The sequence below is a fragment of the Chryseobacterium sp. CFS2 genome (assembly GCF_036543225.1).
GTDB lineage: Bacteria > Bacteroidota > Bacteroidia > Flavobacteriales > Weeksellaceae > Chryseobacterium > Chryseobacterium culicis_A.
Genome location: NZ_JAZHQU010000012.1, coordinates 52,404 through 64,770 on the forward strand (window position 1 = coordinate 52,404; position 12,367 = coordinate 64,770).

The 12,367-nt window shown below is 34.7% G+C and carries 10 protein-coding genes; 4 read left to right on the forward strand and 6 right to left on the reverse strand.

Going from position 1 to position 12,367, the window contains the following annotated elements:
- Positions 1-1,242: a glycosyltransferase gene (locus tag ODR02_RS21850; protein ID WP_209786857.1), complete on the forward strand. Its 1,242-nt coding sequence runs from the start codon at positions 1-3 to the stop codon at positions 1,240-1,242.
- Positions 1,243-1,292: 50 nt separating this feature from the next.
- Here ODR02_RS21850 and ODR02_RS21855 read toward each other — a convergent pair whose 3' ends face one another.
- The 5 genes from ODR02_RS21855 to ODR02_RS21875 all read right to left on the reverse strand — a co-directional run bounded on the left by ODR02_RS21855 (position 1,293) and on the right by ODR02_RS21875 (position 7,319).
- Positions 1,293-2,558, reverse strand: a complete 1,266-nt coding sequence (locus ODR02_RS21855; protein ID WP_209786856.1) for a glycosyltransferase — start codon at positions 2,556-2,558, stop codon at positions 1,293-1,295.
- Positions 2,559-2,583: 25 nt separating this feature from the next.
- Entirely contained in the window at positions 2,584-3,237 is a 654-nt protein-coding gene (locus tag ODR02_RS21860; protein ID WP_209786855.1) for a glycosyltransferase, read from the reverse strand.
- A 3-nt stretch (positions 3,238-3,240) separates the two neighbouring features.
- On the reverse strand, positions 3,241-4,038 hold the full coding sequence (locus tag ODR02_RS21865; protein ID WP_309513546.1) for a hypothetical protein: 798 nt from the start codon (positions 4,036-4,038) through the stop codon (positions 3,241-3,243).
- Positions 4,039-4,219: 181 nt separating this feature from the next.
- The gene (locus tag ODR02_RS21870) at positions 4,220-5,608 is read right to left on the reverse strand and encodes an MAC/perforin domain-containing protein (protein WP_309513547.1); all 1,389 of its coding nucleotides are present in this window, start codon (positions 5,606-5,608) and stop codon (positions 4,220-4,222) included.
- A gap of 280 nt (positions 5,609-5,888) precedes the next feature.
- Positions 5,889-7,319 (reverse strand): MAC/perforin domain-containing protein, encoded by a 1,431-nt coding sequence (locus ODR02_RS21875; protein ID WP_309513548.1) that lies wholly within the window; start codon positions 7,317-7,319, stop codon positions 5,889-5,891.
- A 438-nt stretch (positions 7,320-7,757) separates the two neighbouring features.
- Here ODR02_RS21875 and gltX point away from each other — a divergent pair, with 438 nt between their 5' ends.
- Together gltX and ODR02_RS21885 are read left to right on the forward strand one after the other, a co-directional pair.
- Positions 7,758-9,266 (forward strand): glutamate--tRNA ligase, encoded by a 1,509-nt coding sequence (gene gltX / locus ODR02_RS21880; protein WP_309513549.1) that lies wholly within the window; start codon positions 7,758-7,760, stop codon positions 9,264-9,266.
- 49 nt (positions 9,267-9,315) lie between these two features.
- A complete protein-coding gene (locus ODR02_RS21885; protein WP_105681726.1) occupies positions 9,316-10,272 on the forward strand; it encodes an acetyl-CoA carboxylase carboxyltransferase subunit alpha in 957 nt (318 codons plus the stop codon).
- Positions 10,273-10,333: 61 nt separating this feature from the next.
- Here the strand turns inward: ODR02_RS21885 and ODR02_RS21890 are convergent, their stop codons facing one another.
- The gene (locus ODR02_RS21890; RefSeq protein ID WP_309513550.1) at positions 10,334-11,107 is read right to left on the reverse strand and encodes a DUF6759 domain-containing protein; all 774 of its coding nucleotides are present in this window, start codon (positions 11,105-11,107) and stop codon (positions 10,334-10,336) included.
- A gap of 144 nt (positions 11,108-11,251) precedes the next feature.
- Between ODR02_RS21890 and tsf the strand changes: the two genes are divergently transcribed.
- Positions 11,252-12,076 (forward strand): translation elongation factor Ts, encoded by an 825-nt coding sequence (gene tsf, locus ODR02_RS21895; protein WP_047385945.1) that lies wholly within the window; start codon positions 11,252-11,254, stop codon positions 12,074-12,076.
- Positions 12,077-12,367 lie beyond the last annotated feature (291 nt).

Genomic DNA, 12,367 nt, shown 5'->3' on the forward strand with positions numbered 1-12,367 from the left:
ATGTCATTAAGCGTAAACTATCACGGTTTTTTTGATGGAAATTTTGGCATTGCAGAGGCCACAAGGCTTAATGCTGCTGCCATGGAAAATGCAGGGATTAAAGTAAACCGCATCAGCTATTCAAGTGATACTCTTGAAAAATCTAAAAGCGACACCCCATCAGATGCCTTAATTAATATTTTTCACATTAACAGTAATGTGACTCACGAGTTTTTTTCAAAAAATCAGGATATCAATCTTGCAGGTCATTACAACATTGTGTATTGGGCCTGGGAATTTCCCGAAGTTTCGGATAAAACGGTTGAGTTTCTGAATATTTTTGACGAGTTATGGGTTCCTAGTGATTTTTGTGTCAATATTTTCACAAAATATACGGGAATTCCTGTGATGAGATTTTCTCATCCTATTCAAAAGCTGGCTCCTTCTGATGAATTTAATTTTGAAGAATATAATATTAAGCCTGGCTCAAAGGTATATATTACTATTTTTGATTCCTTAAGTACAACGATCAGAAAAAACCCTGAAGCGACTATTGAAGCGTTTATTAATGTCTTTAAAGATGATCCTGAAAGTGTTTTAATTGTCAAGACCCATAATCTCGAGAGAAGTAAGGATGCACAAAAAGTAGTGGAAAAATATGCAGGCATTTCGAATATTATCATTATTAATGAACATTTCTCGAAAGAAAAGCTGCATTCCCTTATTCAGAAATCTGATGTTCTGATCTCGCTGCATGGCTCCGAAGGATTCGGACTGACAATGGCTGAAGCAATGTCTTACGGGAAAATTGTTGTAGGAACAGGATACTCCGGAAATCTGGATTTTATGAATGTGAACAACAGCTTCCTTGTTCAGTATAGTTTTATTAAAACTTCCAATACAAAAGGATTAATTGCTGAAGGGCTCACTTTGGCAAAACCTGATTTGCAGGATGCCACCCAAAAGCTTTTGTATATAAAGAATAATTTCGGGTCTTTACACGCTGTTAAAGAAAGTGCAGAGGCTCAGATCAGAGATCATTTTTCTCTTGAATCTATAGGAAATCTGCTTCAAATACGACTGTCTTTTATCGACCAGATGGATAAAAAAGAAAGCAGCACAGAAAATAGTGCAGGAAATGTATTCTATCTTGCTGAAATAGACCGATTGAGTGGCAGAGTGAATTACCTGGAAAAAACACTCTACAATAAAATCAGGAAAAAAGTAAATATCTTTTTAAAGAAAGTAAAAGGTAAAAAATAAAAAGAGCGATGGATTTATCTGAATCCATCGCTCTTTCATTTTATCGTAAATTATTTCTTTTGTTTTCTATTTCTGAAATACATTTTCACTCCATATATCCACTGAATGGGTTTGCTTTTTTTATAAATTCTAAGGTCTTTTCTCAGAAATAAACTATCGGCATATAATTTTATTAATGCTGATCTGCTTTGCTGAATTTTACCTCCAGAAATAAGCTCTTCAGATCTTTCTCTGATCAATTTTCCTACTCCTTCGAGAGAGAAATCATGAGTAATTGTTTTGCGTGCATTCTCAGATTTCACTTTGACATCTTCCCCGCCCTGATATATTTTTTTCAGATATTCAGAAGCTTTTTCCAGTGAAGGTTCAGACCAGATGGTATTAGAATCATAATTAAGGTCGTCTGAACCGTAAGAAACTTTTTCTGCACTTACGAGAAAACTGTTTTCAGAATTCATAAACTCCAGATTTCCGGAATACGCGGTAGCAATAACAGGTTTCCCAAAATACATGGCCTCTGCCATAGTAAGCCCAAAACCTTCAGATCTGTGAAGAGAAATATAGCTGTCACAGTTACTGATCACATAGTTCAGTGCATTTTTATCAAAAATCTTTTCTACTACTTTAATCTTCGCCGAGTCACCGATGGCCTCGTTTATCTGTTGTTTTTCTAAAGAAAACTTATCTGATTTAGAGGTTTTAATGGTTAAAAAAGCATTATTGTCTTTTCCGTCAAATGTTTCTCTGAAAACCTTAATCAGGTTGAGAACATTCTTCCGCTGTATGGAACTGTTATAATCAAAGATGAATAAAAAATTAAAGTAATCTTCGTTATAAAAATTCAAAGCATCAGGATCTTGGGTCTCTTTCAGATGAATATCAATCGGGTGTGGAATTACTTTTACAGGAGATGCTATGTATTTTTCAATACATTTTTTACAATATTCTGAAGGCGTCCAGACCTCATCGAAAAGATTAATATTCAGAAGGTAATCCTCAGGAATAGTCTCTGATTCCCAGGCCATATAAAGAATATTATATTTTCTTTCAAAAAAAGAATAGTCAAAATATTCAAAGAAATTTGAAATTTCCGAAACAGATGGTGAAACCTGAATTAAATTAATAGGATATTCTGCTTTATGGGAAAACTGAGTAAACGTCTGGTCATTATTGTTATGATTGGTTCTCACATCATAGTTGATCAGGCTGATAGGCATGCCTGCACTCTGTATGGCTTTACAATTGAGCCTTGTGGCTTCCGCAATACCAAATTCACCATTAATAAATCCAAAAACGTTAATTCCTAAATCTGCCATTTTTATTTTCTAATAATTCAAATAATTAATCTTCCAATGTTTCATAAAAACTATTCTGTTTTTTTTGCTTCTCGAAATTCTTTTTATGAATCAATGACAGTTCATATTTTGCAGGAATTTCCGTAAAGTTTTTATTTCCAAATAAAACTTCATGCACTTTATTTTTCCAGAAGATCTTTTTATTATTCTTTACAATTCTCGCCTGATAATCAGGGAAATTGATATAGCCTTCTTTATTCATATTCCAGCCCATTTGCTGTACATATTCTTCTGTAATTCCCTCTACAGTATTGATTCGGGGAACGTAGAATACCTCAACACTTCTTTCCTTTTTAAGATAGGGTTTCAATGTTTTGATAAAATGCTCCGTAGGATATTCATCTGCATCAATCTGGAAGAGATACTGGCCGTTTGCCTTTTCAATTAATCTGTTTTTGAAGGTTGCAAAATCTCCATCCAGTCTTGCCTCAAGTTTTACAATATTATTATAATGAGCAAGCAGCTCCGTCACTTCTTTATTCTTATTGGTAATATCCTGGAGAACAATGATCTCATCATTCTGACCGATCAAAGGAATAAGAATATCTAATAATTTTTTAAGTTCCTGAGCTTCATCATTGACGGTGATTCCGTAAGAAACAGATATAAATTTACTGGAAAAGCGTGAAAGTAAGCTCATAATTTAATTGTAGATTATAGGATAGTTGCCGGAAAAATGGGTAAAGTAATTTTCGGCAATGATTTGTTTTACGTAATTTTTATACTTCCTTGTAGGATAAAAACAGCTTCCTGTTTTTTTATAATAATATTTCCTGAAAAATTCCGGAAGTTTTTTTTCATCAGATTCTACTTCCTTCCCTTTCTCTGTTCCCTTTATTTTATATAAAACCTGAACATTGAATGCAGGTGGTAGAGCTTCAAACCAATTATTAATCTGTGAAAAATAAGCAAATGGTGTTTCTTCAAAGCTGTTCAGCTCCCCCTGGTTATGGTCTGAAAAATAGTATTCTTTAAAGATATCTGCTACTTTCTTCGGTCTGAAAATAAATACTCCTCCATTGATACTTCCCTGCAATAAGGGATTGGGTTCAAAATGTCGGTCAGTAAAATACATTTCACTGGTCTCTTCCAGTATTCTTGGAATATGTCCCCAGGTTTTGTTGAATTCTTCAGTTCCTCTCGGATCCAGAATTGCCCCGAAATATTTGTCTTCCGGAAGATAATCAAAAACAGAGGGTGCACTATCTGAAATAATAATATCAAGGTCCATAAAAAGAACCATATCATAATCTCTTGTTTCTGCAGGAATCAGCAGTTTTTGAGCCAGAAGAGGACGATGAAACTGATCATCCATAGGTTTATCAATAATCTTTAAATCTGCCCCACATTTTTTAGCATAGTTTTCAAACCTTGCTCTATTTTTATTGTACATTTTCCAGTACTTATCTCCTACAATAAAAAGACATATTGCTTTTCTCATTGATCAACTCAATTTATAATCTACAAAAATACATTTTTAATAATAAGCCTGCCCGAAATATTCTTTCAGTGTTCCTCCTATCAACGGAAATATTTCCCGGATCCTCATTTTTGCTCCTGGGTATATAAAAAACCGCCTCATATCTGAGACGGCTTTGCTGTAAAAATATCAATATCTTTAATTAGTATGCGTAGAATTCAATTCCTTCTGCAACATAACCAGATGGCCTTACACTTGATCTTGAGTAATAATGATCTTTACCATTCCAGTATCTGTAAATAGGAACTGTATTAGGCTGTTGAGTAGCAAATGCATTGAACTCAATTCCTTCGTCTACATATCCCTGATAATATCCCGGAGTTTTTGTATAATAGTGATCTTTACCATTCCAGTATCTGTAGATTGGAACTGTGTTTGGAGCTTTATATAAGAATGCATTAAACTCTGTTCCTTCATAAGAATATCCGCTGTAGCTACCTGGAGTTTTAGTATAGTAATGATCTACTCCGTTATAATATCTGTAAATAGGAATTGTTTTAAATTCAAGATACACTTTATTATCAATCAGATATTGGTCTACATAGGCTTTAAGCTGAGCTTTTTTAACAGGGTCTTTAACAAAGTCATAAATAATAATCAACCCATTGCTTCCAAAGTCTACCAAAACGGAATTGCTTGCATTTGAACTGGTCTGCCAATTGGAAATATTAACTTTAGTATTGGTCTGATCCAGGTTCAGATCTCCTACTAAACCTTTTGATGGATCTCCACCTCTGGTCTTGTAAGTCAGTTTTTTAGAAAAATTCATGTGGTATTCAGAAGTATTCACATCATTATCCACATTCACATTAAAAATATTTAACATACCTGCCTTTATTCCGATTCTGGCTGCCTTATCACGAGTCTGACTCGTTGTTTCAGACTGGAATAAAATATCAAGCTTTGCTCCTGTATAAATATCAGTCATTACGTGAGTTCCATAATCCTGAACAATCTGCTGGGGAGTTTTTGTTTGTAAGTCCTGAGCAAATTCGGGAGTGATATAATCACCCAACATATCTGTAGTAGCATTGAATCTTAATCTTTTCTGCTTGATGGTAAGGTTATAACTTCCGTAGATATATTTTGCATCAAACTTATTGTTGGTTGTTACCGCTGAACCAAAACCTACAGAGAGTATTTTTTTAAACAGTGGAAAATTAACTGTTGCGTCCACTTTGGTTGAAACCATTTTAGAATAAGCCTCAGCATTTTCTCCATAATCTTCAGCGTACTCCTGAGAGTTTGTGTTTTCGCTGATTAGTCTGTTGGTCTGCTCTAATTTAAAGCGATCAATATCAACCACCTTAAAACCGGCAGCTGTGGCATTGGCATATTCGCCGGCTACATTATAACCATGCCCTAAGACATCATAAATACCATCACCAGCAAATTTGGCTGCAGATAAACGATTATTAGCCTTTACCGACGGGCTATCAGGTGTTACCTCATTGTTCAGATCTTCTGTTGAACATGAACTCATAAAAAGCATCAGTAAGCTACTGAAGCAAAATAAAATTTGTTTTTTCATAGGTTATGTAAAAGTTTTTGCAAAGATAATATTCAACAGTGAGTGAAAAAATAGTTTTACAATGACATATATCATTATAAAGTGAATTTAATAAACATTTAAAAGTCCATTAATAAACAACCAAATCATCACAGATAAGAGAATTAAATATTCATAAACAAATATCCATACCAACTTTTCAACATTTACATCTACTGTATTTAATTTCAAATAAAAAGCGAAGCCAGAATATCTGACTTCACTTCAATGTATAACCAAATTGATTTATATAAATCCAAAATTAATTAGCTGGAATATAGAAAGCGATACCTTCTCTGGTATTCCAATAGCTCACAGGCCCTAAATTAGGAGATACTGAAAGATAATGATCTGATCCGTTTTTAGCTTTATAGCTGTATACAGGAATTCTTCCGGCTCCAGGATCTTTATAAGCATAGAATGCTACCCCCATATAAATATTCCAATAAGAAGATGGTTGTAATGTGCTTGCCTGCGTAAAGTAATGATCTGCTCCTGAAGTACTTTTATAGCAGTAAATAGGAACTGTGTTTGGTGCTTTATACTGAAACACTTTAAATGTAGGTCCTTCATTTGTCCAGTAAGAAGATGGCTGAAGGTTTGTATTAAAGGTAAAGTAGTGATTACTGTCTGGTTGGTTTTGGTAACCATATAATATTGTTGTATTATACTCCAGTGAAATCTGGTTATCAATTAAATACTGATCTACGTAGGCCTTAAGCTGTGCTTTTTTTGCAGCATCTTTTACAAGGTTGTAGATAAGAACAAGGCCATTGTTTCCAAATTCTACCAACACTGAATTGTTAGGGGTAGAACTATTTTGCCAGTTTGCAATATTAACTTTTGAAGTAGTCTGATCAAGATTCACTTCTCCTACCAAACCTTTTGAAGGATCTCCTCCCCTTGTTCTGTAGGATAACTTTCTAGAATAATTCATTGATGATTCTGATGTATTGACATCATTCTGTACATCAACATCAAAAATTTTAAGCATTCCGATTTTTACCCCAATTCTTGCAGCACGGTCACGGCTTTCGTTAGTGGTTTCAGACTGGAACATAATATCCATTTTAGCTCCTGTATAAATATCAACCATTACGTGAGTTCCGTAGTCCTGTACAATCTGCTGTGGAGTTTTTGTCTGCAAGTCCTGTGCAAATTCCGGAGTTACATAATCTGCCAGCATATCTGTTGTAGCATTGAATCTTAATCTTTTCTGCTTGATTAAAAGGTTGTAGCTACCATAAATATATTTTGCATCAAATTTATGATTGGTCGTAACTGCTGAATTAAAACCTACTGATAATGTTTTTTTGAATAAAGGAATTCCTGCAGTAGCATCTACTTTGGTAGAAACCATTTTAGAATATGTTTCCGCATTCTCTCCATATTCTTCAATATACTGTTGGGTATTGGCATTTTCAGAGACCAACCTTGCTTCCTGCTCAGTCTTGAAACGATCGATATCAATCACTTTAAATCCTGCAGAATTAGCATTGGCATATTCCCCTGCTGCATCAAACCCATGCCCTAAGACATCGTAGATGCCATCTCCTGCAAATTTTGCTGCTGACAAACGGCCAGCCTTTGCCTGACCATCAGGACTCACTTCATTATTCAGGTCTTCCGAAGAGCATGACCCCATGAAAAGCATCAGCGCTGTACTGAAGCAAAATACAATTTGTTTTTTCATAGTATTGTTTTAAAATTCTCAACAAATATAAACTTCAATACTATGTGAAATATAAAACAACAACTGACATATATCATTTATTAGTGAAATTAACAGTCAATTAAAACGCTTTTAACAAAAGTCTAAATGATCACTAATTAGTGATTTAATAAAGAAAATAAATTACACGAACAAACTTAGCCAGACCACAAACAGAATACTGAAATCAATTTAATAATTCCCCTTTATGAACCCAATTCCCACAACAAGAATATTCACAGATTATAATTCTCTGATTAAAAATATTATTTGAAAATATAATACGAGGGAGTTGAAAGCGGTATTTGAAGAATATTTAAAGAAATAAATAAAAAAGTTAGACTCAAAAAACCAATACCAGGTCATAAATCATCTCTTAAACGCATAATTTTAAGTAAATTTGCAAAAATTAAAATTGAAATGGAGAAAGTAAGAGTACGTTTTGCTCCAAGTCCTACAGGACCATTACATTTGGGAGGCGTAAGAACCGCATTATATGATTATCTTTTTGCTAAAAATCAAGGTGGAGAATTTGTATTAAGAATTGAAGATACAGATACTGCCAGATATGTAGAGGGTGCTGAAGAATATATTGAGGAAGCATTGGAATGGTGCGGAATTATCCCTGATGAGAGTCCTAAAAAAGGAGGAAAATTTGCTCCTTACAGACAGTCTGAAAGAAGAGATATCTACGACCGATATACTGAACAGATTCTAAAGACCGATTATGCTTATATCGCTTTTGATACGGCGGAAGAACTGGATGTAATTCGTGCAGAGTACGAAGCAAAAGGTGATGTTTTTTCATATGACAATAAAACCAGAAACCGTTTAAAAAACAGTCTTGCCCTTTCTGAAGAGGAAGTTCAAAAATTATTAGATGAAAAGACTCCTTATGTGGTAAGATTTAAAATGCCTGTTGACAGAGTCTTGAATCTTGAAGACATCATCCGTGGAAAGTTTTCAGTTAACACCAATACTTTAGATGATAAAGTACTGGTAAAGAATGACGGAATGCCAACCTATCATTTTGCCAATATTATTGATGATCATGAAATGGAAATCTCTCACGTAATTCGCGGAGAAGAATGGCTGCCTTCCCTAGGACTTCACACATTACTGTATGAAGCAATGCAATGGGAAGCACCACAGTTTGCCCACCTTTCTTTAATCTTAAAACCTGAAGGAAAAGGAAAACTGAGCAAAAGAGACGGAGATAAATTCGGTTTCCCGGTATTCCCGCTTGACTTCAAGGATCCAGCTACAGGAGTAGTTTCCAAAGGATATAGAGAAAACGGCTATCTTCCTGATGCCTTTATCAATATGGTTGCATTATTAGGATGGTCTCCTGCTGATGATAAAGAAATTCTTCCATTGGAAGAGATGATTAAAGAATTTGATCTTCATAAAGTACATAAGGCAGGCGCAAGATTCAGTAAAGAGAAGTCTGAGTGGTTCAACCATCAGTATATCCAGATGAAGTCTGACCAGGAGCTACTTCATATCCTTAAAAACACAGATCTTGATCTTTCAGGTGCTTCTGATGAAAAACTTTTAAAGGTAATTCACCTTATGAAAGAAAGAGCAACTTTTCCGAAAGACATCTATGAAAACGGAAAATTTTTCTTCGAAGCTCCGGTTTCCTATGACGAAAAAGCTTCAAAAAAAGCCTGGAATGAAGAAACATCTGCAATTTTAGCAGAACTGGCAGCTGCATTTGAATCTACAGACTTTGTTGCTGAAACATTGAAACAAACAATGCATGATTTCGCTGAAAGCAAAGGATTAGGTATGGGTAAGGTGATGATGCCGTTACGATTATCTTTAGTAGGAGAATTGAAAGGTCCGGATGTACCAGACATTCTGGAAACCCTTGGCAAAGAGGAAAGTACCTCCAGAATAAACAATGCTATAAATAATTTTAAATAGAATAACCATAATTTTTCATACATTTGAAAGATTTAATTTACTTCAAGAAATGGAATATTTAAGTTTCGAACTTCCTATCAAAGAATTGATGGACCAATACCAGACGTGTTCTTTAGTAGGAGAAGAAAGTGGTGTTGATGTAAAATTAGCATGCAGCCAGATTGAGGATAAGATTTTAGAAAAGAAAAAAGAAATCTATGGAAATCTTACACCTTGGCAAAGAGTACAACTGTCCCGTCACCCAGATCGTCCGTATACATTGGACTACATCAATGGAATGGCAGACAAAGGTAGTTTCTTAGAACTTCATGGAGACAGAAATTTCGCTGATGATCCGGCAATGATTGGAGGATTGATTACCCTTGATGGTCAAAAAGTAATGATCATTGGTACTCAAAAAGGAAGAACGACAAAAGAAAGACAGCATAGAAGATTTGGAATGCCAAATCCGGAAGGATACAGAAAAGCTTTAAGACTAATGAAGCTTGCTGAAAAATTCAATATCCCTGTGGTAACTTTAGTAGATACACCGGGAGCTTATCCGGGACTGGAAGCTGAAGAAAGAGGGCAAGGAGAGGCAATTGCAAGAAATATTTTTGAAATGGTTCAGCTGAAAACCCCAATCTTCACTTACATTATCGGAGAAGGTGCCAGTGGTGGAGCCTTAGGAATAGGTGTTGGAAATAAAGTATATATGCTGGAAAACACTTGGTATACAGTAATTGCACCTGAAAGTTGCTCATCTATCTTATGGAGAAACTGGGATCATAAAGAAGATGCAGCCAATGCATTAAATCTTACTCCGGCAGATGCCTTAAGAGAAAAGTTCATCGACGGAATCATTGAGGAACCCCTTGGTGGAGCTCAATATGATCAGGAAACCACCTATTTGAATTTGAAAAATTCAATTTTACAAAATATCAAAGCTTTCTCCAAATTTACAGGACAGGAGCTTGAAACCCAGAGACAGGATAAATTCATTGCGATGGGTCAGTTTAAAGGATAAAAAATAAAAAGGTTAAGAATTTCTTCTTAACCTTTTTTCTTTAGTTTTCTTCTATTTCATTCTATTCTGCAACATTCAGTGCAATTTCAATATCCTGGGTAATCTTTTTCAAAGAAGAATATTTTGCATCACACACGGATGTTGTCATTACATACTCCCCTTTATCAACCAGAATAAAGTTCTCCCCTTTTGCCGGAACCGTCAAATTATAATATTTTTTGCCACTTATTTTTACGATAAGATTACATGCTGACCTGTTTTTAATATTAACATATGCTTCACTCTTATTAACATCATTATTAAACAGATGGGTAAGCATAGCAGCTCTTCTTTTACCTTCCTCACTTGGTTCAGATTTAGACGCTGTGGATGTACCTGCACTTTTTGCCGCAGAACCTACCGAGGCAAAGGTGGTTCTTCTTTCTTCTTTTAACGCTTCAATAGCAGCCGCTGTATTATTAGAAACAGGCTTACCATTAGCAGTATAAGCTTTATTTGTGGCAACCGTTTTACCACTGTTCAGTTCATTATTTTTTACAATATTTTCAATTTTTTCTTTACTGATAGGTTTAATGGTAGGTTTTGCTTCTGGTGAATTATCTGCCATAATAATATCAATAAGTTTTCTTTTGAAATAGTCCGTTTTAGCATGTCCAGGATTCTGTTTCAAAAATCCGGCAATCACTCTGGCTTCTTTTGAAATCTCAGCTTCCTGTTCTGTATAGATAATTACGGTTTCTTTTTCAACAACAGCTTTAGATTTTGTTTTTTTCTTTTTTTGGGAAAAACCAAGTGAGAAAATGCATATAAATAGGAGAAAGAAGATTTTTTTCATTAATCAAATCTTTAAAATAGTATTAAATATATTAATAACGTGAAAAGTCATTTTTTAGTTTATCATTAAAATCATTATCTTTGCACTGCTCTAAATTTAAGCTAAAAATTAATACTAATCTTAAATAAAAAAATAATAGATATTATGTCTTATACACCAGCTGCTGCAGACGTAGCAAAATTGAGAAACCAAACAGGTGCAGGTATGATGGACTGCAAAAAAGCTTTAGTTGAAGCTGAAGGAGACTTCGAAAAAGCGGTAGATATCCTTAGAAAAAAAGGACAAAAAGTTGCTGCTAACAGAGCTGACAGAGAATCTGCTGAAGGTGCAGTAATCGCAAGAGTAAATGAAGACAACACTTTAGGTGTAGTAATCTCTCTAAACTGCGAAACTGACTTCGTTGCTAAAAATGAAGCTTTCATCGAGCTAGCTTACGAATTAGCTGAGATGGCAATCTTCGCTGCTACTAAAGAGGAGCTTTTAGCTACTGACTTCCACGGAATGACTGTTGCTGAGAAATTAGTAGAGCAAACAGGAGTTATCGGTGAGAAAATCGAAATCGGATCTTTCGAAAGAATCCAGGGAGATTTCTTAGGAGCTTACATCCACGCTGGAAACAAAATCGCTGCAATCTCTTCTCTTTCTGCTAAAGTAGATGGAGCTGATGAAGCTGCTAAAGCTGTTTCTATGCAGGTTGCTGCTATGAACCCAATCGCTTTGGACGAAACAAGAGTTTCTCAGGAGACTATTGATAAAGAATTAGAGATCGAAAGACACAAACTTACTGAAGAAGGTAAGCCTGCAAACATTATCGATAATATCCTTAAAGGTAAAATGCAGAGATTCTACAAAGACAACACTTTGGTACACCAGGACTTCATTAAAGACGGAAGTATCTCAGTTGCTGATTACGTAAAATCTGTAAATGCAGACCTAAAAGTAACAGGATTTGTAAGAGTAAGCCTATAAGCTAACTTTTTCAAAAAATATAGAATCCCGGTGAATTTCACCGGGATTTTTTATTAAGATAAACCCGTAACCATCAACACTATTCACCAATAAGAGATAAAATAAGTGAAAACATTAACAATTCAAGCGGGCAAAATTTTCATGGCAAATATTGGCAAATAACTATACTGGCCGAGCTCAACATTAATTACCAGTTTCATACCCAGAATCACTTTTAATTAAAAATTGAAAACACTTTTTTAACATTTATTTAAATTTTATTAAAAGTATTTCATTTTTTATTTTATTTTT